This window comes from Methanobacterium spitsbergense, from assembly GCF_019931065.1.
Taxonomy (GTDB): Archaea; Methanobacteriota; Methanobacteria; order Methanobacteriales; family Methanobacteriaceae; genus Methanobacterium_B; species Methanobacterium_B spitsbergense.
In genome coordinates this window covers 81,567-105,295 of sequence record NZ_JAIOUQ010000016.1, presented here as the reverse complement: position 1 = coordinate 105,295, position 23,729 = coordinate 81,567, and the positions used below count along the sequence as shown (strand labels likewise).

Genomic DNA, 23,729 nt, shown 5'->3' with positions numbered 1-23,729 from the left:
TGTACATTATTCAAGTTCTTTACATTACTTGGAACTTAAATTTTACTAGATTTATAGATAACTTATTATTGATCTGAATACAAAGGTGCACTTATAAAAAGTAAAACAAAAAAAATTAATATAATTTTCATTTAAGGGTATACTATAACGGTGATAGTCAATGATTAGAGTTAAAAATGTTTCTAAGACTTATAAAATTGAAGATGGTGCAGAGATTAAGGCTTTGGATAATATATCAATTGACGTTAAAAAAGGAGAAATACTTGGAATTATCGGTGTCAGTGGATCAGGGAAAAGTACACTTCTAAGAATTTTAAGGGGTGTTGAGTCTTTTGATTCTGGTGAAATAGATTTGGATGATTTCCATGTTAAATTCGATTCAACTCCATACTACTCCAGAAAGCTCAAAGATGCAACTGCAATACACCTCCAAAGATCATTTGGATTATGGGCTGAAACTGCTTTACAAAATGTTGTAAGAAAATTAAACGGAGTTAAATATGGTGATGAAGGATTAACCGATTTTAATTTCGCATACGACGAATTTGGGGAAGAAGCAAGGGAAATACTCAGGATTGTAGGTCTTGAGAACAAAATTGATCACTTCGCACCAGTTCTAAGTGGTGGAGAGAAACAAAGACTTATAATGGCAAGACAACTTGCAAAGAAGCCTAAAGTATTGTTATTAGATGAACCTGCCACGATGTCCTGTCCTAAAACGAAACAGGATATACTAAACGCTATAAAAACTATAAATGAGGAGCTGGGTGTAACTGTTGTTATTGTTTCACATCTTCCTGAAGTACATCTTTACCTATCGGATCGTCTTATCTTTATGGAGAAGGGTAAAGTAATTGAAGAAGGAACTCCTGAAACCATAATTCCTAAATTTATAATGGAAATGGAAGAACCAGAAACTCCAAGGGATCCAGATACAATAGGAGAATCCATAATTAAGGTTAAAGATATCAAGAAAAAATTTGTACTCTTAAAGGGAGGAAATGTCCTGGAAATGGATAATATTAATTTTGATGTTAAAAAAGGCGAAATAATTTCTTTAATTGGACAAAGTGGAGCTGGAAAAACTGTTTTACTCAGGATGATGGCGGGATTAGATGTTCCTGATGGTGGGGATGTTAAATTCAAACTCTACCAGGATTGGGTGGATATGCAGGAACCAGGTATTGTACGTATGAATGTAAGGCGTAAAATAGGATTCATGCATCAGGAATTTTCACTTGTACACCATGCAACAATAAAAGACCAGATAGCTGGCAGATTAGGTGTTAAAGGTGAAAATGTTATTGCACATGCAAAAAAGGTTGCAAATGAATTGGGGATAAGTGAAGTTGTACTTGATTTACTTTATCAGTTAACAGATCTGCCTGAATCCGAGGCAAAAAGCAAACTTGAGAAGGTGGGTTTAACACATGATATCCTTGAAAAACTTTTCCCAAGTTTTCCTGAAACAGAAATTCAAAAGTATGCAGAACCAGTTTTCAAAGCACTTGATCTGCCAATGGAAATACTTGAAAGACGTTCCTATGAACTTTCTGGTGGCCAGAAGGTCAGAGCTACATTGGCATTGATCTTAACTTCTAAACCCGAAGTTCTTATACTTGATGAACCCTTTGGTGACCTTGATCCTATTACATTACGAATTGTTTCAAACTCTCTTAAAAGGATTAACAAAGAATTTGACACAACAATACTTATGGTAAGCCATCATGTGGATTTTGTTGAAGAGGTTTCCACCAGAGCAATTCTTATGGATGATGGAGAACTTTTAGCTGATGGAGAACCACACGAGCTATGTGAAGAATTTATTAAAATGTGTAATGCAGATTATCTCATAGGTTTTGAAGAACTAAGAAAACAACTTGCAGGTATTTAAATGAAATTCCAGCAAACAGGTCCAGAAAATGCATATAGGTTGTTAGCACCCCGACCAACAATAATAGTCACAACCAAAAGCAAAAATGGAAATGTTAATGCTGCACCATTTTCTTTTACAATGCCTGTTTCCATTAATCCACCACTTTTAGCCTTTGCATCTGTGCCCACACATCACACTTTTAAAAATATAGAAGAAACAAAAGAATTCGTTGTTAACATCCCCAATGAAGATATTCTGGACAAACTATGGATAACAGGTGAAAAATTTCCAGAAGATATAAATGAGATAGAAAAGGCAGGTTTAACACAGATCAAATCATCTAAAGTATCTCCCCCTAAGATTGGTGAATGTGTGGCGCATATGGAATGTAAAATGTATTGGATAAAGGATTCAGGAGATCATAAACTAGTTGTAGGCGAAGTTGTTGATGCTGATGCATCCACAAATGCCATTAAAGAAGGACTTCTTGACGTTGAAAATATCAAACCCATACTTCATCTTGGTGGAGTTAACTTTGTTGTTGGAGACCATCTAAGGCAGGTTTAAGTAATAAAGATTTTTTATGGTTTAACGATCAGGTATAAGATTAATATTGAACATAAAAAGTATTATTCTAATAATTTTATGAATATCAACGAGGAGGGATGGATTTTGTTTGAGAGGATAATGGTTCCAACAGACGGTTCAGATTTTGCTGCAAGATCAGAAGATATTGCAATTGAAATAGCAAAGAAATTCAATTCAACAATTGTGGCAGTCCATATTATAGATGATAAACTAATTTACCCCTTTGAAGTTCTTGAAGACGAGGGAAAATCTATACTGAAAAAGGTTAAGGAAAAGGCTGAAAAAGAGAAAGTAACTATTCAAGATGTTCTAATAGTTGGCAGTCCAACCCATGATATGGCAAAAATAGTTAAAAAAACAGAGACAGATCTTGTTGTTATTGCTACACATGGAAAAACCGGTCTTGAAAAACTAATTTTGGGAAGTGTGGCTGAAAGCGCCTTGAAAAGTGTAAATAAACCAGTACTTCTGGTTAAAAAAGAGTAATAATTTATTCGATTACTTAGATAGAAAATATTTAAATTAATTTATTGTCTTTATAAAAATAAAAATTAGGATGTGTAATGTATGGAAATAATAACAATGATTAAAGGAAAAATTGATGAAACAGTATCACAGGATTTTGAAGATGCTTACGCTGCAATAAAAGAAGAAGGAATAACTGATGGATTAGTAGCTTCATATCTATTGAAAGATTTGGTTGTGCCTGATTTATATAAAATTGAAAGTGTATGGGTAAATGAAGATATCCTAAAAAATATGATGGACAACGATGAAACATCTGCAGAAGTGAAGTTATTTGAAAAATTTGGTGTTGATCCAACAGTTGAGATTTATGAAGTAAGAGATAGCTTCTCCCAGTTTGAAGAATAAATAATTTTGATTTCCTATATTTTTTTTAAATAAATCTATTTCAATTATTCAGATGTATAATAATAAATTATTAGTCTTATTTATCTTAATGTTGGAGAATACCCCCTGTGTGAGGGTGGGGATGAATCCAACCACTACATATAAATAATAGTTTAACAATAATTAATATTATCGTATGCGATAACCAAGCATACTGCACTTAATCTAATCAGTACCGTAGGAACTACGGAAATTAAAGCTTCTCTGAAAAAAACCACATTAGTGGATTTAATGAAGGAAGAAGCTCCTTCCGAAAGGGAGGGGTAGTTCACAATATGTTTCATGGTGGTTTAATGAGGTTATGGAGCATTCATCCTAAATATCTGGATTCAAAGGGACTGGTTGCACTTTGGAGGGAAACTCTTCTTGCAAAAGCTGTTCTTCAAGGAAAAACTAAAGGTTATAAAAACCATCCCCAGCTTATTAGATTTAAAAATCATGAAAATCCTCTGGCAGCTATTAACACCTACCTCTTGAATGTATACAGAGAATCAGAGAGAAGATCATATAATTTTAACAGAAACAAAATAGGCCCTGAATTCACTGAAGTAAGGATTAATGTGACACAGGAACAAATCATTTACGAACTCAAACATCTCAAATCTAAACTAAAAACAAGAGACCCAATTAAATACAGTGAAATTGAAAAATTGACCATACCAGATATTAACCCGATTTTTCATATTGTTGTTGGCGATATTGAAACTTGGGAAGTAGTAAAAAATTAGTAATCGAAATAAATGAATTTCTAAATGTTATTTTTTTTAATGTTTATCTGAATATTTTATATTCAAACAAAAAAATTCTTATTCTAATACAACCAAATAACTATTAATAACTGAAATAGAATTTTGTACTTTTCATATAAAAGAGGTGCCATTACATGAAGAAATACAAATGCAAGGTATGTGGTTATATATATGACCCTGAGGCCGGTGAGCCCAGAAAGGATACGGCTCCAGGAACACCATTTGATGATCTAAAAAATAACTGGCGTTGTCCTCAATGTGGTGCAGGATTAAACAGGTTCATTCCTAAATAAATTAAGTAAAGCATATTAATATTAGAAATAAGTAAAAAAATATTAATTTATAAAAAAAATTCGAGGAGATATAACATGAAGAAATTTCTTTGTACAGCATGTGGATACATATATGATCCTGAAGTAGGAGACCCTGATGCAGGAATAGACCCTGGAACATCTTTTGAAGATCTGCCCGATGATTGGGTATGCCCTCTTTGCGGAGTGGGCAAAGATTTGTTTGAGGAAACAGATTAATCTAAATTTTTTTAATAAATTTTTTTCTTACATTTTTTTTTAAAAGTTCTCTAAAAAGGAGGGAAAAATAATGGATGAAAAAATGATTAATGCTTTAAACAGCCAATTAAATGCAGAGATGTACTCATCATATCTTTATCTTTCAATGGGAAGCTATTTTGAATCTGAAGATATGAGTGGATTTGCAAATTGGATGAGAGTACAGGCACAGGAAGAATTAGTACATGCAATGAAGATATATGATTTTATAATTCAGAGAGGTGATAGAGTAACACTCACAAGGATAGATTCACCTCCAACAGAGTGGAAATCTGCACTTGATGTATTTGAACATGTTTATGCCCATGAACAAAAAGTCACGGAATTAATAAACCAGCTTGTCAATCTTGCAATTTCTCTTGGAGACCATGCAACAAACAACTTCTTACAGTGGTTTGTTTCAGAACAAGTTGAAGAAGAAGAATCATCAAGTGGTGTTCTAAAAAAGGTTAAAATGGCCAATGAATCACTAAGTGCACTTTTAATGTTAGACAGTGAATTAGCTCAACGAGTTTTTAATCCTCCAACCACACCAACCAATGTCTAATCTACATATTTTTTTCATTTTTTTTTAGTTCAAAATTACAAATTATTTTTTTTAATAATTACCTCTAAATAAAACTATTATTATTTTCATTGTAAACTCATTTAAAAAAGTTTTTAAAAGAATTAATCATCTATTTTCATTTTTCGAAATTTTTAAATAAAAATATGAACATAATAATATGTACTAGATTTATTAAAAAATGGTGGTGTAATTAATGGGTGAAAAAGTTTATATGGTTAAGAAAATGAAAAAAGAAGGGTGTGGAATACCATTAATAGGTGATGAATTCCCTAAAATGAAAGTTCAAACCACAAAAGGAATGATTAAACTTCCCAAAGCATTTAAAGGAAAATGGTTTATTCTTTTCAGCCATCCTGCCGACTTTACACCGGTCTGTACAACAGAATTTTTTGCTTTCCAAGCTAGATATCAACAATTCAAGGATCTAAACTGTGAACTCATTGGTTTGAGTGTTGACCAAATATTTTCACATCTTAAATGGATTGAATGGATAAAAGATAACCTTGACATTGAAATAGAGTTCCCTGTAATTGCAGACACGGGTGAAATAGCAAAAACTCTTGGGTTGATCCATCCGGCAAAGGCAACCAATACTGTTAGGGCAGTTTTTATAATTGATCCAACTGGAATAATAAGGGCAATACTTTATTATCCACAGGAACTTGGTCGTAATATAGATGAAATCCTCAGAATGATCGAAGGATTCAACGAGATAGAGAATAAACAGGTAGCAATACCTGCAAATTGGCCAAACAATGAAATAATAGGTAAAGGACTTATAATTCCACCAATACCTGATATTGAGGAAGGTAAAAAACGTTCAGATAAATATAAATGTTTGGATTGGTGGTTATGTTACAGAAATTACTATAAATGGTAATTAATTTGTTTTCAGGATAAATTTTATTGAATATATAATATAAGGAGGAGAAAGTATGGAAACAAAATATTATGAATTACCTGACCTACCATATGGATACAAGGATCTTGAACCGTACATATCAGAGGAACAATTGAAATTGCACCATGATAAACATCACCAAGCATATGTAGATGGTGCCAATGCAATCTTGAAAAAATTCGATTCAAGAAAAACTGCAGAATTTGACATAAAAGCTGTTGCAAAGGAATTAACATTTCATGTTGGCGGTTTTATTCTTCACAACTACTACTGGCAGAATATGGGTCCTGCAAATAAATGTGGAGGAGAACCAACAGGAACCATAGCAGAATATATAAAAAAAGACTTCGGAACTTTTGAAAGATTTAAAAAAGAATTTACACAAGCCGCTGCAGGTGTAGAAGGTTCTGGCTGGGCTGTAGTTACTCTATGCAGGAAAACTAATAGAATATTCATAATGCAGATAGAGAAGCACAACGTAAATATAATTCCAGGATTTAGAATTATGTTTGTCATTGATATGTGGGAACATGCATACTACCTTGATTACAAGAACAAACGACCAGATTATATTGAAGCATTTTGGAATCTTGTTAACTGGGATGAAGTAAACAGGAAAACAGATATATGGTTGAATTCACCACAACCATAACTAAATTCTTTAATTTCATTTTTTTTAAATAATCAAAATCCTACAAAAAAAATTAAAATTTAATAAAAAAAAAGGTTTTTTTTTAATTAAGGTCTTTTGGTAATTTTAAACCTTCTTTTTGCTGTACCGCAAGATGGACAGAACCACATATCAGGCAGATCTTCAAATGCAGTGCCGGGATTCGTTTTGTTTCTTGGTTCGCCCCTTTCTGGATCGTATATATAACCACATATTCCACATCTATATTTATCCATAGTAAAATCCTCCTTAATCTACAAATTCAACATCTATATTTATCCATAGTAAAATCCTCCTTAATCTACAAATTCAACATCAATTTGGAATTAAGATATATTAAGAATTCAAATTCTATTACAATAATATGATGTTTAATTCATAAAAAATTTTCTCATAAATCTATTAATGTTAAATGTTGTGGGTTTAACTGAGTTTTAATAGAAATATAACTAAAACATGGTTAAAATGATTTTTAACTCTATAACTTAAATTGTTATTAATTAGATAGGAGTCCCACATCACAATCTTTAATTAGATCCATTATTAAACTAAAATTTGAAGTTAATTTTATTTGTTTATGATCAAATTGGTGGGATGATATAATGATCTGGAATAAAGAGGCAGAATGTATGTCTGCAGATGAAACTGAAGAACTGCAGCTTCAAAGATTACAGGCAGTTATAAAACGGGCCTATGAAAACGTTCCTTATTATAATAAGCGTTTTAATGATTTAAAAATTGAACCTGAAGATATTGAGACACTTGCTGATATTGAAAAACTTCCTTTCACAAGTAAAACCGATCTTAGAGATGCATATCCATTTGGAATGTTTGCTGTTCCAACAGATGAAATAATTGAGGTCCATACAACATCGGGAACAACTGGAAAACCAACTGTATCGGGTTACACAGAATTTGATATTGATCTATGGGGAGAAGTTATGGCAAGGGCCTTGACAATGACTGGGGTTCGGAAAAATGATAGGATACAGAATAGTTATGGTTACGGGCTTTTTACAGGAGGAATGGGTGTTCACTATGGTGGACACAAGATAGGGGCAACCGTAATACCAATATCTGCTGGAAACACCATGAGACAGCTTGAAATCATGCAAGACTTTGATACAACAGTGCTCACATGCACCCCATCCTATGGATTGTATCTTGCAGAGGTAGCTGAAAATGAGGGTATAGATACTAAAAAACTCAAACTCAAAGCAGGTTGCTTTGGTGCAGAGATGTGGACCGAAGAAATGAGGGAAAAACTTGAAAAAAGGTTGAATATTTCTGCTCAAAATATTTACGGATTAACAGAAATAATAGGTCCTGGAGTTGCAATGGAATGTCCAGTAAAAACAGGTCTACATATCTTTGAAGATCATTTCTATCCTGAAATAATCGACCCACAAACAATGAAACAATTACCAACCGGTGAAACTGGTGAACTAGTTCTAACAACCTTGACAAGGGAAGGAATGCCGGTTATAAGATTCCGTACAAGGGATATAACAGCTCTTAATAAGGGAATATGTGAATGTGGTAGGACACAGGTTAAAATGGACCGTATCACCGGTAGAAGTGATGATATGCTCAAAATTAGAGGAGTCATTGTTTTCCCATCACAGATTGAGAAGGCACTTCTAAAAATTGAGGGACTTGAACCACAGTACCAGATCATTGTTACAAGACCACATCATCTTGATGAGATTGAAGTACAAGTTGAAACATCACCTGCACTATTTTCAGACGAAGTAAAACATGTTGAAGAGATAAAAAAGAATATTGAAACTAAGATCCACAATGAAATAGGATTACGCGTTAACATATCTCTTGTAGAACCAAAAAGTCTCCCAAGAAGCGAAGGAAAAGCGGTTAGAGTTATAGACAAAAGGAATTTGTAGAAATATTCGTTATAAATGAATATAAAATAAAGATGTTCAAGTAATTTTATCTAAAATATAAAAAGAGGGAATAGTATGAAGTTAAAACAAATATCTATATTTCTTGAAAATCGGGAAGGACGATTATTGAAAGCTTTAAATATACTTTCAATGGCTAAAATAAATATTAGGGCTCTTTCAATTGCTGATACTTCTGAATTTGGTATTTTGAGGATGATAGTACCTGAACCTGAAAGGGCCAAGGAGATACTCGAAGAGGCTAATTTTGTTGTTAAGGTGAACGATGTCATAGCCGTTGGTGTATCAGATGAACCAGGTGGACTTGAAAGTATACTTGAAGCTTTAAACAAGTTAAATATTAATATAGAATATTTATATGCATTTGTTGAGAAAAAAAGAGATAATGCAATTGTGGTAATCCGAACAGAAAATATTGACGAGGGTATAAAAGCATTGGAAAATGGAGGCATTACTGTTCTTTCATCAAAAGAGGTCTACACCATATAAACCCCTTAAATTACTATTCTTTATCTAAATATCATTTATATGTAAATATAATCTTTAATTTTCCCAAAAAATATAAGATTTAATATTATATGAGTTCTATGTACTTTTTCTTGATGTTCTCGAATTCTTCAGATGTGATTGCACCTATATCCAGCAGTTCTTTGGCTTTTTTTATTCTTTCAACTGGATCTATTGTATCTGTTTTTCCTTCAGATTTTTTAGATTCAATTTCATCTGGAATATTATCGGTATTTTTTTCATTATCAATTTCTTCTGTTTTGGGAGTGTTTTTGAGTTGGATTATATTTTCTGGAACCTTAATCTCTGAAGAGGGTATTTGGGTAGAAGATTTTTCATCTATTTCCTGTTCTGAATCATTTATTTTGTCAGTTAGGGAGGGTTGTTCTTTAAAGGTTTCATTTTCCACTACAGGGGATTCAGTTTCTTCTTCATCAAATTTTTTTCCACATACAACACAGAACTTGGCATTTTTCAGGTTTTTACCATTGCAAGATGGGCATGTTTTTTTCAAACCTGTTTTTGATATAATATTGTGTTCAGGAACATTAGAAGGTATGCTTGCTTTTATTGGTTTTTCTAGTTCATCTGATTCAGGTTTTTTGATAATATTTTTGTCTGATGATATTGAATCTTCAATAGGTGAAGATTTTTCTTTTATTTCGTCATCTTTAATGTCTGTGGTTTGGGATATTTCTTTTTCCTCTTTTTTTAATGTTTCCCCACATCCTACGCAGAATTTGGCTGTTTTGGCATTTTTAATACCGCATGATGGACATTGAATATCTAAATTTTTATCCAGCTTTCTTCCACAGTGTACACAGAACAATGCTTTTTCTGGATTTTTGGTTTTGCAGTGAGGACAAATTTTATAATTCTCAGATTTAATTTTATCCTTTTTTATGTTAATTCCTTTTCTTTTAGCATCAAGCATTTGTTTTATCTCTTCATTTGTAACCACTCTACCACCTCAGACCTATATAATTATCAATGGGTATTCCATTATAATATTGCTTCATAAAGATTTGAATTTATACAACTGATTTAGTGTTCCCCATTCACCATTAATAACACTATTTTTAACAAATTCGCCTGCAATTTCAATGGATTGTAATATGTCACAACCCTTTGCAAGTGAGGCAGTAACTGCTGCAGAATAGCTACAACCTGTTCCATGTGTATTTTTACTCTCAATTATTTCTCCTTCAATAACCTTAATCGAACCATTGAAAAATACATTACAACCATTGAGATGTCCTCCAGTAATGATAACATCGCATATTTTACCTATTTCCTCTGCAGCTTTCACAGCATCTTCAATGGAGTGAATATTTATTCCCGACAATTCTTCTGCTTCCTGAATATTTGGTGTTATAAGAACTGTGTTTGGAAGCAGATATTTTTTTATTGAATCTGTAAAATCTCCCCTTGAAAGTAGTGCTCCACATCCAGCAATCATCACAGGATCAACCACTAACTTTAGATCGTGTTCAACAACCTTATCTGATACCAGTTTGATAATTTCTTTGGAGTAGAGCATACCAGTTTTAGCATATTTAACTGGATAATCTTCCAGAATAGTTTCCAGTTGTTTTTCAATAAAACCTGTAGAAACAGATTCTATCCCTACTACTCTACTAGGGTTTTGTGCTGTAAGAACTGTTATTACTGCAGTGCCATAAACTCCAAGTGCATGAAATGTTTTAATGTCATTTAATATACCGGCTCCACCCGATGGATCATAGCCAGCTATGGACATTGCAATCATTTTTCTGTACTCCTTTTAATATGAAGCCGTTCTTTTCCATGGTTTGCTATAACTTCAAGCCCTGATGATTTTAAAAATTTCCTGGTTTCGGTATCTATTCCATGGAGCATTATTTCACCTAGATCTTCTGCTGTGTTAACATCTAGGGACATATAAAATGAATCATATATTGCATAGGGCCAGTTTTTTGCTTCTGCTTTTTTTATATGTTCAAAGAAACTGCACTCTCCAAATTTCATTTCAATACCATATACAGGACAAAGTAATGCATTTGTGCCTCCACCTTTAGCAGGTGCAATTACAAGTTCATATTTTTCGCCCATTTTAATTATATTATCAACATGTTCAGATTTCATTAGAGGAACATCCGAAGGTACCACTAAAACCTGATCAGAAAATTCAGAACAATATTCAACTGCTTGCATAAGGGCACCGTTTAGATCAGTTTCACCCTTCTCAATCAGAGAAATAACACCCATACCCTTCACATAGTTAAGAACTTCTTCATCCGAACTTATCACAACTACATTATCAATCTTTTCTTTTAAAACCCCTATAACATCCATTAACATAGATTTTAAAAGATTTTCCCGTTCTAAAGCTGTTAGAGTTGGTGAGAGTCTAGTTTTTGCATGTGTGAATCTAGATACAGGGATAATTGCAGTTGTTTTCTTCATGGTTTCAACCTATTAGTCATATATTGTTGATTTCACTTGATTTGATGTATAATTATTGCATTTTTTAAATAATTCTAGATTAAATTCCTGTTGTTGATTTTATCCAGTTTATAAATCCACCAACAATACCAGTTGAATTTGATGTGCCATTTTGGTTTAACTTATCAATGTTATTCACATTTACATTAAATCTTGTTGATATAGCTGTTTTTGCATCTGAAACTATTTGTCTTAGTTTGGTGTAGTTTATCTTCTGTGTTTCAACCACTGCAACTGATTCTCTGCTGTATATGTTGAAGTCAACACCGGATGTGAGTATCCATATCTGCACCTGTGCATTTGTTGCATTATTAAGGTCATTAATATTTGAAGCCATTATTACTTGTTTAACCGCATTTGTGGAAGTTCCATTTGCTTTGAGTTTAACACCAGGTATGGCCCTTTGTGATGGGTCAAGACAGTAAGCAGATATAGTATCGGTGTTATTTTTCTTTATTGTTTTATTCTCGGCAATAACAAGATCCTGAGAAGATTGGGCAGTTAAAACATCTCCTACCTCTACCTTTACAGGGTCATTTCCATTATTAACAATATTAACTTGATGGGGTACAGTCCCAGCACTAGTATTCTGTGTAATGACAATATTTCCTGTGCCATATGCCTCATTAAGAGATATTCCTGTAGACTGGGAATAGCTAATAAATCCAAATCCTGCAGCAAATACAACAATCAAAAATATTAAAAATACCAGTCTCATATTCATTTCATAAACTCCCTAGTATGTTTTTGCCAGTAATGTAATGTGTTTGGAAGGTTTATCACAATTTATGCAGGTTGAATTTTCTTTTTCAGATAATTGAACACCCAAGATGTCTACCTTAACCTTTTCTTCAATATCTTTACCACATTCCCTGTCCCCACACCAATCAAAGGTAACAATACCTCCATATTGGGACATAATATCTTCTGCTTCCTCAATGGAGTCAACACTCCTGATGTTGTTTTCCAATTTTTCCCCGGCATTGTCCTTCATTTTAAGGCTTACATCATCCATAATTTCAGTTATGGTCTCGGAAATTTTAGATGGGTCGAAATCAATGATCTCCTTTTCTTGGGTATCTCTTCTAAAGGTTACTACTTTCTTGTTTTGAAGATCCCTAGGTCCTACCTCTATTCTAAGAGGTATTCCTCTCATTTCCCATTCATAATATTTTTTACCTGCCCTAATATCCCTATCATCAAAGTAAACCCTTAAGTTAGCTTCAAGTTTCAATTTTTCCTCAAGGTTCTTACAAAATTCAATTACCTCTTCTCCACCTTTTTTAAAGATAATTGGAACAATAACTACTTGATATGGAGCAATATCTGGAGGTAGGGAAAGTCCTGCTTTATCACCATGTACCCCGATAACTGATGCAATAATCCTATCTGACAGTCCGTAACATGTTTGATAAACATATTCATGTTCTCCTGTAGCTGTTTCATATGTTATGTCAAATGTCTTAGCAAAGGTCTGTCCCAGATTATGTACAGTACCTATTTGAAGTGTTTTACCATCGGGCATTATGGTGTCAAATGCTACTGTGTATTCTGCTCCAGGGAATTTATCCCATTCTGGACGTTTACTTACTGTGTATGGTATTCCAAGTTTGTCAAAGAATTGTTTATAAATCTTTACCGCATCTTGAACCTGTTTTTCAGTTTCTTCTGCTGTTGCATGGACTGTGTGAGCTTCTTTAAAAGTTGTTATCTCTCTGACTCGTATAAGTGGTCTAGTGTGTTTGGTTTCATATCTGAAAGTGTTAACAATCTGATAATACTTCATTGGAAGATCAGAATGATTTCTAACCCATAATGAAAACATTGGATACATTGCAGTTTCACTTGTAGGTCTTAATGCAAGTTTTTTGTTAAGTTCTGTTAATCCGCCATGTGTTACCCAGTAAACTTCTTCTTCGAACCCCTTAACATGTATTGCTTCTTTTGCAAGTTCGTCTTCAGGTATTAAAAGTGGGAAGAGTACTTCTTCATGATCTTTGTCTAATATTTCTTTTAATATATTGAGAGTGTGTTTTCTAATTTTAAATCCCTGGGGAAGCCATACATGCATTCCCTTTACTGGGTATCTAGTATCGATTATCTCTGCTTCTTCAAGGATATTGTGGAACCATTCGCTGAATTCTGACATTTATTCACCAGTTAATATTTATAAATCAAATAATCTGTATAAATCATTAAATTAAACATTTATTAATCCTTTCAGCATGTTTAAATAATTTTTTTAAACCCATGTAATAATTATCAACTTCTATACGGATTTAATTTTTTTTAATAAAATCTAAATTCTATAACATTAATTCTTACATGATATATTTACTGTAACTTTGATGTTTTTAAGCTTTTAATATCTTTAATGCGAATTACAATTTTTTAATTTATGGGTGTCTATCATTTTTTCCAAGGATTTTAATATTAAAAAATTAATACCTTACATGAATACTTATAATTTGCATTTATTTAATGTTACACTAAACAATAACAGATATAATGGATTAACATAATAGATTATCAAAATTATTTTATGAATGCAGGAACTAGATAGAATACGAGTAAGGGAGTAATCGATAATATGGATGTTAGAAAGATTCAGCTGCCAAGGGAAATTCATACAGGAGCTGGTGTAATTGAAGAAACTGGGACCATATGCAAAAATTTAAGACTTGAAGGTAGGGTACTTGTTGTCACAGGCCCTAATACACTTAAGATAGCTGGAGAAGCTGTAATTGACAGTCTTGAATGTGAGGGTTATGATGTTCACAACATTACCATAGATAGTCCTTCAAAGGAATCTGTTCTTGAGGTTCAAAATAAAATTGATGGCTGTTCTCTTGTTCTGGGTGTAGGTGGTGGAAAGGTTATTGACGTTGCAAAATTAGCTTCCACAAGATCGGCAAATAATTTCATAAGTGTTCCTACAGCTGCTTCACATGATGGAATAGCATCTCCAAGGGCTTCAATTAAAAATGAAGGAGGTACTGTATCTTTAAAGGCAGAACCTCCTATAGGGGTAATTGCAGACACTAAAATCATAAGCAAGGCGCCTTTCAGGTTACTGGCTGCAGGATGCGGTGATATCGTATCAAATTACACAGCAATACTAGACTGGAAACTAGCACACAGGCTTTTAAATGAAGATTATAGTGATTCTGCAGCTGCATTATCTATGATGACGGCCAAAATGACCATAAAATCTGCAGATGCTATAAAAGAGGGTTTAACAGAAAGTGCAGGTCTGGTTGTAAAGGCTTTGATAAGTAGCGGCATAGCTATCAGTATTGCAAACACTAGCAGACCAGCAAGTGGATCAGAACACAAGTTCAGTCATGCCTTGGATATAGTAGCACCTAAACCTGCCCTTCATGGTGAACAGTGTGGTGTAGGTACCATAATGATGATGTATCTACATGGGGGAGATTGGAAATTTATCAGAGATACACTCAAATTAATAAAAGCACCAACTACTGCTAGGGAGATGGGTATTGAACCAGAATATATTATCGAAGCTCTTAGAATTGCACATACTATTCGTAAAGAGAGATACACTATTTTAGGCGATCGGGGACTTACTGAGGAAGCAGCAGAGAGTCTTGCAGAAAAAACTGGTGTAATCTGAAATTAGCCAGGCTAGATTAGAATATCTCATAAACATTGTGAGTTTGAAACCAATTGTAAAAATAATATCCTAGAACATATATCCCAAAAAAAATTAATATAAAAAATATTTTATTTATAGGTAACAAAACAAAGGTGATATTATGGAAAATAAAGAAAAGGTAATTAAAGCATTCAAAGACTCTGAAGAACCTTTAAATGCAACTAAAGTCAGCCAGATCTCTGGAGTAGAGAAAAAAGAGGTTGACAAAATAATGAAAGAACTTAAAAAAGATGAAACAATTTATTCTCCTAAACGTTGCTACTATGCATTGAAGGAGTGAATTATTACCATCATTTTTAATTCTAATTTTTTTTTTATATCGTTCAAGTTTTTAAAATGAAGTTATTATAAATAAATAGCTGAAATTTTTCATTATTATTATATTCCATAATACTTTTTTCTTAAATTTCTTTTATATTCATTTTATATAATCTGAATGATATACAATTCTTATGAAATTTTAGATTTTCATTGATTTATTGATTAACAAATTCAAAAATGGGTTTAAAATCCATATTATAAAGGTGATAATAAATGATAACGCTAATAGGCAATTGCCTAGCAAACAAAGGACTTAAATTTATGCATTATGGTGCTACATCTGAATGTGAATCCTGTAGATTTAAAAATACCTGTATAGACACCCTTGAAGAAGGTAGAATGTACATTATTAAGAATGTTAAAAATGGTGAACAACCTTGTATGATTCATGAGGGCGGTAAAGTAAGAGTTGTTGAAGTTGAAAAGGCATATATTCGGGGAGTCATAGATTCAAAACAATCATTTGAAGGTTCAAAAATAGTATTCAACCCTCCTGAATGCGATGAAGATTGTTCTCTTAGGGATTTGTGCTTTCCAGACGGTTTATACAGAGAGGATAAGTGCAAAATCATACGAAACATGGGAAAACCACGAGAAAAATGTCCTAAGGGCAGAGATCTGAACATGGTACTTTTAAAATATTGATTGTACAGAGGTAATCTTATGGAACTTAAAAGAAAAGTTGGATATGAAGCGGCCAACCTAATAAAAGATGGAGATGTTGTAGGACTTGGAACAGGTTCAACTACCCACTATTTTATAGAAAAATTAGGTAATAGAATTGAAATAGAGGAGATCAGCATCATGGGAGTGCCAACTTCTTATCAATCATTCTATCTTGCAATGAACTCCAAAATCCCAATCACCACACTGGACGAACATAACGTGGATATTGCTGTTGATGGTGCAGATGAGGTTGACCCTGAACTGAATCTTATAAAGGGTGGAGGAGCAGCTCACACACTTGAAAAGATAGTTGATGAATCTGCTAAACAATTTATTGTAATTGTTGATGGATCCAAAATAGTAACAGAACTTGGAAGTTTCCCTGTACCTGTAGAGGTAATACCGCATGCAACCAGAACTGTGAAAGATCATTTGATAGCTATGGGAGGTTTGCCAACATTGAGAATGGCAGAAAGAAAGGATGGGCCTGTAGTAACAGATAATGGGAATTTTATATATGATGTTAAATTTGATATAAAAAATCCTAAGAAATTGGAAACAGAACTCAACACCATTCCCGGAGTGGTTGAAAATGGTATATTCTCACAAATTGTTGACCAAGTAATTGTTGGAAGGGATTCAGGTATAGAAATATTAAAGAAGTAAATTTGAACAATTATGGTCACATTATTTTTATTTTTTTTAAAATATTTTAATTCAAATCATTTAATGTAATATGAAATTAAAAATCCAGCTGCCAATACAAGGACAATTGTTGCACCCGATGAAAGATTGAATATGTACGACAATAACAAGCCAAGGGAAGTAAAGACCATACCTACCACAGTTGACATGAACATAAGTCTTTTCAGGTCGCTTGTGTACTGTTTGGTAATTGCTGCAGGTATGGCTAATAATGCTATAACAAGGATCACACCAACAACTTTTATAAGAACAACAACACTCAGTGCAACCAAACTAAGAAGAAGTATATAAATTAGTTGTGATGGTATTCCCAAAACCTTTGAGTACTCTTCATCAAATGCTATTGATAAGAACTCTCTTTGGAACAGGTAAACAATTCCTATAATTAAAATGTCCAGTATGATCATTATGAGTATATCGGAATTTGATACTGTGAGAATACTTCCAAAAAGATAACTGAAAAGATCTGGAGCGTAACCAGGAGTTAAATTGATAAATATTATTCCTATGGCCATACCCACGCTCCAGAGTATACCAATTGCAGTATCTTCACTTATGTTAACCTTTTCATGAATGGCACCGATTCCAATGGCTGAAACAATACTGAAAGGAATGGCTGCTAGGATGGGGTTTAATCCTAAAAAGTAGCCTAAACCTATTCCACCAAATGCTGCATGGGAAATTGCACCGCTTAAAGATACTATTCTCTTAATCACAACATAGGTCCCAACAATTCCACATGCAACACTAACAAGGAGTGCAGCAATAAATGCTCTTTGCATAAATTCATACTGTAGTATATCCATCATTTTAAACGTATCCTAAATTTTTTTATTATAACGATAAATATTAATGGTATTTTAATATTTGATGGAATTTTAATGATCCTTAAGAACTCGGTGTGGAAATCCATGGGTTATCATTTCTATTGGGCATTTATATAGCTCTTCAAGACCTTCTGCAGCATCTTCAACTGGTCCATGGAAGTATAATGTACTATTTAAACATGCGATTTTATCCACTTGTGTTGAAACTGTTCCAACATCGTGACTAACCAGTATAATTGTCATTTTATTCTTAAGTCTTGACAATAAACTATAAAATGAGTTCTGCATTTCAGGGTCAATGCTTGCCATTGGTTCATCCATCAGCAGAATCTTTGGTTCTCTTACAATTGCACGTGCAATGAAAACACGTTGGATCTGTCCTCCTGAAAGTCTGCTGATCTGTCTATCTTTAAGGTCAAACATGTTCATGTCTTTTAAAGCTTTGATCACAGCTATTTCATCATCTTTAGTATGTCCCTTAAATAATCCACGGTACCTACCGGATAGAACAGTGTGAAATACATCTATTGGAAAATCATGGTCAAATGAAACTTTTTGTGGTAGATATCCCATTAATTGTCTTGCATCTTCAGGTTTTTTCCCAAATATTAGTACTTCACCTGAATCTGGTTTGAGTATCCCAAGTATTATTTTTAGAAGCGTGCTTTTTCCACCGCCATTAGGGCCTATAATGGCCATGAAATCATTTTCTTCTATTGTAAGGTTAATATCTTTAAGTACAGGATTTAAATTAAATTTAATATTTACATTCTTCAATTCTATTGCCTTAGAGTTCATGATTTTTACCATTAAAATTTTTTTATTTACATTAAATAAAATCTCTTAAACACTAGAAAATGTTTTTGCTACATTATTAAGATTTTCAATATAATTTTCAGCAAGATCATCAATTTTTACTACTTTTCCATTAATTTCAGCAGCAATTACATCCGCACTCTTTGAACTGTACTGTGGTTCAATAAATATTACCTTGATATTATTTTTTTTAGCCAAATCAATTACAGAAGCTATTTCCTGTGATGTTGGCTCTTTGCCACCCGTTTCAATAGGTATTTGGGTTAAATTATAGTCTCTGCAGAAATATGCCCACGCAGGGTGGTAAACAATTATTTGACTGTTTTCTTTCCCCTTAAGTGAGTTAGTAATATTGATATTTAATTCATCTAGTTGTTTTAGATAGTTGTCTCTATTGTTAGTGTAGTATGCGGTGTTGTTAGGATCTAACTGTACAAGACCTTGGTATACGTTTTGAACCATTACTTTGGCGTTTTTTGGAGAAACCCAAACATGAGGGTCGCTATTATTTTCATGCTCCGCAGTGTTGGGTATTAAATCAATTCCCTTTGATGAGTTAACAACCACCATATGGGGGTTTATTTCTTTCATTTTATCCATATAGTTTAATTCAAATTCAATGGGTGTTCCAACTTCAATGTACATTTTAGAATTTGCAACATGATTCAACTGATCAGGGAGTGGTTCGTAGGTGTGTGGATCTGCACCAGGAGGTACCATTAATGTTACATCTACTTTGTCTCCTCCAACAGCTTTAACAAATTCTACTTCTGGGCCAACAGTTACAACTACACCAATAGCATTGTTTGTTGTTTCAGTTTTTAGAGAGGCTAAATAGTACAAACCTGTTACTGTGAAAATTAAAATGATAAAAACAATTATTATTCTATTTTTGTTCATCTACCATGCTCCATTCCATATTTATGATGTTAATAATATTTATAAATTATCTTAATAAAAATTAGCAACATTTTTATAATAAATTATTAAATAATAATAAATATGGTAATTGTGAGTGTTTCTCTAAGTAAAAAACTTCTTGAAGATATCGACTGCATAAAAGATGAAATGGGCTTTTCCGGTAGATCAGATGTAATAAGGGCAAGTGCACGTATGTTAATTGCAGATAATCGCGAAAAGGCCGAAATGGTAGGTGATACCAATTCTGTGCTCACTTTAATACATAACCAGGATGTTGAAGATAAGGTCACAGAAATAAAGCATGATTATGAGGACATAATAAGCACCCAGATACATAGCCATCTTAAGGAACACAAGTGCCTGGAGATATTTATTTTGGATGGAGACGTTCATAGAATGTATCAACTAGCTAAAATGTTCCAAACTAGTAGTAAAATGGACTATGTAAAACTCACAGTAGTTTAATATTGAATTAATCAAACTATTAATTAAAAAAAATATTTTTAATTAATCTTAATAACAATTTTATTGTTCCAATAGTTTCAGCATCTCAACTACATCGGTTGTTGGTTTTTTACAGCTGCCCGAACCGCATATATATGCGGTTGTTTTACCGTCGATACTATTTTTAAACTTCAATGATTCGGAAATTTCATCCAAATCACCAGGATTATCGGGATCTTTAAGGATCAAAACCATATTAGGCAGGTAATGTTTGTTTAAAGAGTTTAACATTTGTATTGTGTCCGGGTTTGTGGGTTTTCCAACTATAACAACTTCATAGGAAGGTCCAATTTTATAATCAACAGCATTAATAAATTGGGTGTGTCCAGTAAGCGACCTTAATATGTTCCTTGAAAATGTTGTTTCCATTTTAATTGCCATTGATTCAAGTTCATAGTCTTCAGTAAGTCTTGCAATTCGTATTAGATTTAACAATTCAACAGAGTTTCCAGATGGTGTGGCACTGTCAAATGTTTTCTTTTCACGGATAAGAACTTGTTTAGCATCATCTGATGTGAAATAAAATCCACCATTAGAATTATCCCAGAAATGATTTATTAATGTTTTATTAAGTTCTATTGAGGTTTTTAAATATTTAGTATCAAAAATTGCTGAGTAGAGCTCCAATAATCCCCATATCAAAAAGGAGTAATCATCCAAGTTTCCTGTTATATCTGCATCACCTTCTCGATATCTATGCATTAATCTGCTGTTGGTGCACATTTTTTTAATTATAAAATCAGCAGTATCCTTGGCAGCCTCTAAATATTTACTGTTCTTAAACACTTGACCCGCCTTTGCTAATGAAGCAATCATGAGTCCATTCCAGTCTGTGAGTATTTTATCGTCTTTATGAGGATGAACACGCTTTTTTCGTTCATTATAAAGTTTTAAACGAATGTTTTCTATTTTTTCCTGGATTTTATCAGTTTCCATTCCTAAAATATCGTTTAATTCATCAAAGCTATATTTTAAATGCAAAATATTCTTGTTGTTGGATTCGTGTGAGTAGTCATCGCTGAAGTTTCCATCTTCTTTAACATCAAAAACAGTTGATACAAACTTTGTATCTTCTTTACCCAAAATATCTTGGATCTCTTCCATTGTCCAAAGATAAAATTTACCTTCAACACCTTCACTATCAGCATCTTCAGCTGAATAGAAACCACCTTCAGATGATTTCATATCTCTTAGAACATAGGTTAGCACTTCTTCTGCAATTTCTTTATAATTTGATTTTCCAGTGGCCTGGAAAGCCTCTGTGTACAACATTGCAATTAATGCCTGATCATAAAGCATTTTTTCAAAGTGGGGTACAAGCCAGAACTTATCAACCGAGTAGCGATGGAAACCAAAACCCAAATGGTCATATATGCCACCTTTTGCCATTGAATCAAGTGTTTTTGTTAGCATGTAAAGAGCATGTTTGTTTGCAGTACGTTTCCAGTATCTTAAAAGAAAGATAAGGGTATGTGGTGTTGGAAACTTTTGAAAATCACCAAAACCTCCGTTTTCATTGTCAAATACTTTTGAAAGCTCATCATAACATTTTTCAAGTACATTTTCATCTAATTCTGGGCCTTTAACAGTTTTCGAAACATCCTGAAGAGCTTTATATATCTGATCTCCAGAATTTAATGCCTCTCCCCTATTATCGTTCCATATATCCTGAACATTTAATATCAAGTCTTTCAAACCAATTGCTCCAAATCCACTTTCCCTTGGGAAATAGGTACCAGCAAAGAATGGTTTCTTATCTGGAGTCATTATTATGGTTAGTGGCCATCCTCCAGTACCTGTCATGATCTGACATGCAGTCATGTATACACTATCTATATCGGGTCTTTCTTCACGGTCAACCTTAATAGAAACAAAAACATGGTTCATAAGAGCTGCAACTTCATGATCTTCAAATGATTCATGAGCCATTACATGACACCAGTGGCATGTTGAATAACCAATGGATAAAAAAACAGGCTTATCTTCTTTTTTGGCTTTTTCAAATGCCTCATCACCCCAAGGATACCAGTCAACAGGATTTTTGGCATGTTGAATTAAATATGGACTTTTTTCATTCTTCAGATGGTTGTAGCTATTTTTAGAAGTACTTCTTTTTGGATTGTTCATGGTTATTCACCTAAATTCCATTAAGAAATTAAATCTAAGTAATGATCTTTTGAATATTAATTATTTGAAATCAATTAAAATAATTTTAATTATTCAATAACAAATGAACAGCAGTCATTTCCCATTGCATAGCATTCTGTTTCAACGGTTGAAACTTCCTTTTTAAAATGTTTAGAAAATATTGAATCTAAAACTCCAGAATCAAAAGCACATGCAGGTTCACCAATTATAGGGAGATCCTTACATTCAAAACAATCATAAATACGAATTGTTAATGGATCCAATTTCTGTATTTCCACTTGTCCCAACTGTTTATTTCCCCAAAATTCTGCAATATTTTTAAGGAGTTGATTAAGATCACTATCCTTTAATTCTTCATAAAATACATCACCCACACGTTTGCCAGCATTATGAAGTATGGGGTCTATGTTGATGCATTCATTCCAAAATTCTGCCCTTAGAGATCGTAAAATTAGCCTATAAAATTCGAATGGATCTTTTAATTGTGGAAGTTTGGAGAAATAATTATCAATATCAAATCTAATTTTCTTTTCCTTTGATACATCTCCTAAAAATTTTGCGTTTATACAAAAAATTTTTCTACGTGCATCATTTGGATCCTTTTTAGATCTTATTAATCCTTCATCAACCAATTCACTCAGATGTTGTGAAACTGTTGGTTTGGCTTTCCCTGTTAACTCTACAATTTCATTGAAGCTCATATTATTATTACGAAGTGAATCAAGTATTGTAACCTTAACTTGGCCCTTGACAACTTCCACCTTATCATCCGATGAGAATATTTTGTACTGTGGAGATCGTTTTGATATATGTTTTTTTGTTGTTGTCATGTTAAACTAGTTAATATTCTCTAGATTATATTATAAAAAAGTTCTGTATACACCAAATTAGAATTTTTGGGGTTCTCTTGACCTAGGGGAATAATGAGAAAACTAAATAAAATTAAATCATAGAAATTGAATATCCAACCAGCCCGGCTCAATCCAATTATGTTTTATAATGGATTTTGGAAGGGTTTTATATTGGTTGAGTAATTTTTTGGAACATTAAAGCTCCTTAAATCTATTTCTATAATTATATTTACAACCAAAAAAAAAAAACGATTTTTTTTATCTATCGCAAAGGAGCATATTTCCTACTCCAACATTCTCTCCTTCAACTTCCCTTATTATTATCACCATGGCTTGTACTGGTAGTCCCATTATTTCGCTTGCTGTTTCAGCATATGATTTTACAAGCTTAGCTTTTTGTTCTTTACTCATTTTTGGCCCGTCAACTGTTATTACTGGCATTATTAACCCTCCAAATAGTTATGTTCTAGAATGAATTCATGTTATATACTGTTTAAATTTTTATTGATATATACTATATTATCGTGACGGACTCAATTTAATGAATGTAT

General features: G+C 33.0%; 29 protein-coding genes. 17 read left to right on the top strand and 12 right to left on the bottom strand.

Features of this window, described 5'->3' with window-relative positions; all coding sequences use genetic code 11:
- Positions 1-160: 160 nt before the first annotated feature.
- The 10 genes from K8N75_RS12905 (at position 161) to K8N75_RS12860 (ending at position 6,815) form a co-directional block, all read left to right on the top strand.
- Positions 161-1,894 carry an ATP-binding cassette domain-containing protein gene (locus K8N75_RS12905; protein WP_223792463.1) on the top strand — a complete coding sequence of 578 codons (1,734 nt, stop codon included), beginning with the start codon at positions 161-163 and terminating at the stop codon, positions 1,892-1,894.
- Positions 1,895-2,443 (top strand): flavin reductase family protein, encoded by a 549-nt coding sequence (locus K8N75_RS12900; protein ID WP_223792462.1) that lies wholly within the window; start codon positions 1,895-1,897, stop codon positions 2,441-2,443. It begins immediately after the preceding gene.
- 105 nt (positions 2,444-2,548) lie between these two features.
- Complete coding sequence (locus K8N75_RS12895) at positions 2,549-2,950, top strand: universal stress protein (RefSeq protein WP_223792461.1); 402 nt, start codon at positions 2,549-2,551, stop codon at positions 2,948-2,950.
- An 81-nt stretch (positions 2,951-3,031) separates the two neighbouring features.
- Positions 3,032-3,337 (top strand): antibiotic biosynthesis monooxygenase family protein, encoded by a 306-nt coding sequence (locus K8N75_RS12890; RefSeq protein ID WP_223792460.1) that lies wholly within the window; start codon positions 3,032-3,034, stop codon positions 3,335-3,337.
- Between the two features lie 332 nt (positions 3,338-3,669).
- Complete coding sequence (locus K8N75_RS12885) at positions 3,670-4,104, top strand: pyrimidine dimer DNA glycosylase/endonuclease V (RefSeq protein ID WP_223792459.1); 435 nt, start codon at positions 3,670-3,672, stop codon at positions 4,102-4,104.
- A 155-nt stretch (positions 4,105-4,259) separates the two neighbouring features.
- Positions 4,260-4,418 carry a rubredoxin gene (locus tag K8N75_RS12880; protein WP_223792458.1) on the top strand — a complete coding sequence of 53 codons (159 nt, stop codon included), beginning with the start codon at positions 4,260-4,262 and terminating at the stop codon, positions 4,416-4,418.
- Positions 4,419-4,493: 75 nt separating this feature from the next.
- On the top strand, positions 4,494-4,655 hold the full coding sequence (rd, locus tag K8N75_RS12875) for a rubredoxin (RefSeq protein WP_223792457.1): 162 nt from the start codon (positions 4,494-4,496) through the stop codon (positions 4,653-4,655).
- 67 nt (positions 4,656-4,722) lie between these two features.
- A complete protein-coding gene (locus K8N75_RS12870; protein WP_369792070.1) occupies positions 4,723-5,241 on the top strand; it encodes a ferritin in 519 nt (172 codons plus the stop codon).
- A 214-nt stretch (positions 5,242-5,455) separates the two neighbouring features.
- Positions 5,456-6,142, top strand: a complete 687-nt coding sequence (locus K8N75_RS12865) for a peroxiredoxin (RefSeq protein WP_223792456.1) — start codon at positions 5,456-5,458, stop codon at positions 6,140-6,142.
- A 55-nt stretch (positions 6,143-6,197) separates the two neighbouring features.
- Entirely contained in the window at positions 6,198-6,815 is a 618-nt protein-coding gene (locus K8N75_RS12860; protein ID WP_223792455.1) for a superoxide dismutase, read from the top strand.
- An 86-nt stretch (positions 6,816-6,901) separates the two neighbouring features.
- On the opposite strand, the gene K8N75_RS12855 is transcribed toward K8N75_RS12860, so the two are convergent.
- Positions 6,902-7,069, bottom strand: a complete 168-nt coding sequence (locus K8N75_RS12855) for a rubredoxin (protein WP_223792454.1) — start codon at positions 7,067-7,069, stop codon at positions 6,902-6,904.
- 366 nt (positions 7,070-7,435) lie between these two features.
- Here K8N75_RS12855 and K8N75_RS12850 point away from each other — a divergent pair, with 366 nt between their 5' ends.
- On the top strand, positions 7,436-8,734 hold the full coding sequence (locus K8N75_RS12850; protein WP_223792453.1) for a phenylacetate--CoA ligase family protein: 1,299 nt from the start codon (positions 7,436-7,438) through the stop codon (positions 8,732-8,734).
- 75 nt (positions 8,735-8,809) lie between these two features.
- On the top strand, positions 8,810-9,241 hold the full coding sequence (locus K8N75_RS12845; protein ID WP_223792452.1) for an ACT domain-containing protein: 432 nt from the start codon (positions 8,810-8,812) through the stop codon (positions 9,239-9,241).
- A gap of 85 nt (positions 9,242-9,326) precedes the next feature.
- On the opposite strand, the gene K8N75_RS12840 is transcribed toward K8N75_RS12845, so the two are convergent.
- From K8N75_RS12840 to proS, 5 genes are all read right to left on the bottom strand, one after another.
- Positions 9,327-10,220, bottom strand: a complete 894-nt coding sequence (locus K8N75_RS12840) for a zinc-ribbon domain-containing protein (protein ID WP_223792451.1) — start codon at positions 10,218-10,220, stop codon at positions 9,327-9,329.
- A gap of 54 nt (positions 10,221-10,274) precedes the next feature.
- Positions 10,275-11,027, bottom strand: a complete 753-nt coding sequence (gene thiD / locus K8N75_RS12835; RefSeq protein WP_223792450.1) for a bifunctional hydroxymethylpyrimidine kinase/phosphomethylpyrimidine kinase — start codon at positions 11,025-11,027, stop codon at positions 10,275-10,277.
- Positions 11,024-11,704 carry a 2-phospho-L-lactate guanylyltransferase gene (gene cofC, locus K8N75_RS12830; protein ID WP_223792449.1) on the bottom strand — a complete coding sequence of 227 codons (681 nt, stop codon included), beginning with the start codon at positions 11,702-11,704 and terminating at the stop codon, positions 11,024-11,026. Before cofC ends, thiD begins: the two co-directional genes overlap by 4 nt.
- A gap of 79 nt (positions 11,705-11,783) precedes the next feature.
- On the bottom strand, positions 11,784-12,467 hold the full coding sequence (locus tag K8N75_RS12825) for a hypothetical protein (RefSeq protein ID WP_223792448.1): 684 nt from the start codon (positions 12,465-12,467) through the stop codon (positions 11,784-11,786).
- A gap of 12 nt (positions 12,468-12,479) precedes the next feature.
- Positions 12,480-13,892: a proline--tRNA ligase gene (proS, locus tag K8N75_RS12820; protein ID WP_223792447.1), complete on the bottom strand. Its 1,413-nt coding sequence runs from the start codon at positions 13,890-13,892 to the stop codon at positions 12,480-12,482.
- Between the two features lie 441 nt (positions 13,893-14,333).
- On the opposite strand from proS, the gene K8N75_RS12815 reads away from it, so the two are divergent.
- The 4 genes from K8N75_RS12815 to rpiA all read left to right on the top strand — a co-directional run bounded on the left by K8N75_RS12815 (position 14,334) and on the right by rpiA (position 17,072).
- Positions 14,334-15,377, top strand: coding sequence for an NAD(P)-dependent glycerol-1-phosphate dehydrogenase (locus K8N75_RS12815; RefSeq protein WP_223792446.1), 1,044 nt, complete (start codon positions 14,334-14,336; stop codon positions 15,375-15,377).
- A 142-nt stretch (positions 15,378-15,519) separates the two neighbouring features.
- Positions 15,520-15,699, top strand: a complete 180-nt coding sequence (locus K8N75_RS12810) for a hypothetical protein (RefSeq protein ID WP_048190828.1) — start codon at positions 15,520-15,522, stop codon at positions 15,697-15,699.
- Positions 15,700-15,953: 254 nt separating this feature from the next.
- Positions 15,954-16,385: a UPF0179 family protein gene (locus tag K8N75_RS12805; RefSeq protein WP_048190827.1), complete on the top strand. Its 432-nt coding sequence runs from the start codon at positions 15,954-15,956 to the stop codon at positions 16,383-16,385.
- An 18-nt stretch (positions 16,386-16,403) separates the two neighbouring features.
- A complete protein-coding gene (rpiA, locus tag K8N75_RS12800) occupies positions 16,404-17,072 on the top strand; it encodes a ribose-5-phosphate isomerase RpiA (RefSeq protein WP_223792445.1) in 669 nt (222 codons plus the stop codon).
- A 56-nt stretch (positions 17,073-17,128) separates the two neighbouring features.
- On the opposite strand, the gene K8N75_RS12795 is transcribed toward rpiA, so the two are convergent.
- The 3 genes from K8N75_RS12795 to K8N75_RS12785 all read right to left on the bottom strand — a co-directional run bounded on the left by K8N75_RS12795 (position 17,129) and on the right by K8N75_RS12785 (position 19,654).
- Entirely contained in the window at positions 17,129-17,920 is a 792-nt protein-coding gene (locus K8N75_RS12795) for a metal ABC transporter permease (protein ID WP_048190825.1), read from the bottom strand.
- Between the two features lie 69 nt (positions 17,921-17,989).
- Positions 17,990-18,736, bottom strand: coding sequence for a metal ABC transporter ATP-binding protein (locus K8N75_RS12790; RefSeq protein ID WP_223792444.1), 747 nt, complete (start codon positions 18,734-18,736; stop codon positions 17,990-17,992).
- 45 nt (positions 18,737-18,781) lie between these two features.
- A complete protein-coding gene (locus K8N75_RS12785; protein WP_223792443.1) occupies positions 18,782-19,654 on the bottom strand; it encodes a metal ABC transporter solute-binding protein, Zn/Mn family in 873 nt (290 codons plus the stop codon).
- Between the two features lie 102 nt (positions 19,655-19,756).
- Here K8N75_RS12785 and K8N75_RS12780 point away from each other — a divergent pair, with 102 nt between their 5' ends.
- On the top strand, positions 19,757-20,140 hold the full coding sequence (locus K8N75_RS12780) for a CopG family ribbon-helix-helix protein (protein ID WP_223792442.1): 384 nt from the start codon (positions 19,757-19,759) through the stop codon (positions 20,138-20,140).
- Between the two features lie 60 nt (positions 20,141-20,200).
- On the opposite strand, the gene K8N75_RS12775 is transcribed toward K8N75_RS12780, so the two are convergent.
- From K8N75_RS12775 to dmpI, 3 genes are all read right to left on the bottom strand, one after another.
- Positions 20,201-22,306 carry a thioredoxin domain-containing protein gene (locus K8N75_RS12775; protein WP_223792441.1) on the bottom strand — a complete coding sequence of 702 codons (2,106 nt, stop codon included), beginning with the start codon at positions 22,304-22,306 and terminating at the stop codon, positions 20,201-20,203.
- A gap of 89 nt (positions 22,307-22,395) precedes the next feature.
- Positions 22,396-23,157 (bottom strand): transcriptional factor MsvR, encoded by a 762-nt coding sequence (locus K8N75_RS12770; protein WP_223792440.1) that lies wholly within the window; start codon positions 23,155-23,157, stop codon positions 22,396-22,398.
- Positions 23,158-23,436: 279 nt separating this feature from the next.
- Positions 23,437-23,619: a 4-oxalocrotonate tautomerase DmpI gene (gene dmpI / locus K8N75_RS12765; RefSeq protein WP_223792439.1), complete on the bottom strand. Its 183-nt coding sequence runs from the start codon at positions 23,617-23,619 to the stop codon at positions 23,437-23,439.
- Between the last annotated feature and the right edge of the window lie 110 nt (positions 23,620-23,729).

What these genes read in the sequence shown, in the direction of transcription:
- K8N75_RS12905 (WP_223792463.1), top strand. Translation starts at nt 161, where the DNA reads ATGATTAGAGTTAAAAATGTTTCTAAGACTTATAAAATTGAAGATGGT.
- K8N75_RS12900 (WP_223792462.1), top strand. Translation starts at nt 1,895, where the DNA reads ATGAAATTCCAGCAAACAGGTCCAGAAAATGCATATAGGTTGTTAGCA.
- K8N75_RS12890 (WP_223792460.1), top strand. Translation starts at nt 3,032, where the DNA reads ATGGAAATAATAACAATGATTAAAGGAAAAATTGATGAAACAGTATCA.
- K8N75_RS12885 (WP_223792459.1), top strand. Translation starts at nt 3,670, where the DNA reads ATGAGGTTATGGAGCATTCATCCTAAATATCTGGATTCAAAGGGACTG.
- K8N75_RS12880 (WP_223792458.1), top strand. Translation starts at nt 4,260, where the DNA reads ATGAAGAAATACAAATGCAAGGTATGTGGTTATATATATGACCCTGAG.
- rd (WP_223792457.1), top strand. Translation starts at nt 4,494, where the DNA reads ATGAAGAAATTTCTTTGTACAGCATGTGGATACATATATGATCCTGAA.
- K8N75_RS12865 (WP_223792456.1), top strand. Translation starts at nt 5,456, where the DNA reads ATGGGTGAAAAAGTTTATATGGTTAAGAAAATGAAAAAAGAAGGGTGT.
- K8N75_RS12860 (WP_223792455.1), top strand. Translation starts at nt 6,198, where the DNA reads ATGGAAACAAAATATTATGAATTACCTGACCTACCATATGGATACAAG.
- K8N75_RS12855 (WP_223792454.1), bottom strand. Translation starts at nt 7,069, where the DNA reads ATGGATAAATATAGATGTGGAATATGTGGTTATATATACGATCCAGAA.
- K8N75_RS12850 (WP_223792453.1), top strand. Translation starts at nt 7,436, where the DNA reads ATGATCTGGAATAAAGAGGCAGAATGTATGTCTGCAGATGAAACTGAA.
- K8N75_RS12845 (WP_223792452.1), top strand. Translation starts at nt 8,810, where the DNA reads ATGAAGTTAAAACAAATATCTATATTTCTTGAAAATCGGGAAGGACGA.
- thiD (WP_223792450.1), bottom strand. Translation starts at nt 11,027, where the DNA reads ATGATTGCAATGTCCATAGCTGGCTATGATCCATCGGGTGGAGCCGGT.
- cofC (WP_223792449.1), bottom strand. Translation starts at nt 11,704, where the DNA reads ATGAAGAAAACAACTGCAATTATCCCTGTATCTAGATTCACACATGCA.
- K8N75_RS12825 (WP_223792448.1), bottom strand. Translation starts at nt 12,467, where the DNA reads ATGAATATGAGACTGGTATTTTTAATATTTTTGATTGTTGTATTTGCT.
- proS (WP_223792447.1), bottom strand. Translation starts at nt 13,892, where the DNA reads ATGTCAGAATTCAGCGAATGGTTCCACAATATCCTTGAAGAAGCAGAG.
- K8N75_RS12815 (WP_223792446.1), top strand. Translation starts at nt 14,334, where the DNA reads ATGGATGTTAGAAAGATTCAGCTGCCAAGGGAAATTCATACAGGAGCT.
- K8N75_RS12810 (WP_048190828.1), top strand. Translation starts at nt 15,520, where the DNA reads ATGGAAAATAAAGAAAAGGTAATTAAAGCATTCAAAGACTCTGAAGAA.
- K8N75_RS12805 (WP_048190827.1), top strand. Translation starts at nt 15,954, where the DNA reads ATGATAACGCTAATAGGCAATTGCCTAGCAAACAAAGGACTTAAATTT.
- rpiA (WP_223792445.1), top strand. Translation starts at nt 16,404, where the DNA reads ATGGAACTTAAAAGAAAAGTTGGATATGAAGCGGCCAACCTAATAAAA.
- K8N75_RS12795 (WP_048190825.1), bottom strand. Translation starts at nt 17,920, where the DNA reads ATGATGGATATACTACAGTATGAATTTATGCAAAGAGCATTTATTGCT.
- K8N75_RS12790 (WP_223792444.1), bottom strand. Translation starts at nt 18,736, where the DNA reads ATGAACTCTAAGGCAATAGAATTGAAGAATGTAAATATTAAATTTAAT.
- K8N75_RS12785 (WP_223792443.1), bottom strand. Translation starts at nt 19,654, where the DNA reads ATGAACAAAAATAGAATAATAATTGTTTTTATCATTTTAATTTTCACA.
- K8N75_RS12780 (WP_223792442.1), top strand. Translation starts at nt 19,757, where the DNA reads ATGGTAATTGTGAGTGTTTCTCTAAGTAAAAAACTTCTTGAAGATATC.
- K8N75_RS12775 (WP_223792441.1), bottom strand. Translation starts at nt 22,306, where the DNA reads ATGAACAATCCAAAAAGAAGTACTTCTAAAAATAGCTACAACCATCTG.
- K8N75_RS12770 (WP_223792440.1), bottom strand. Translation starts at nt 23,157, where the DNA reads ATGACAACAACAAAAAAACATATATCAAAACGATCTCCACAGTACAAA.
- dmpI (WP_223792439.1), bottom strand. Translation starts at nt 23,619, where the DNA reads ATGCCAGTAATAACAGTTGACGGGCCAAAAATGAGTAAAGAACAAAAA.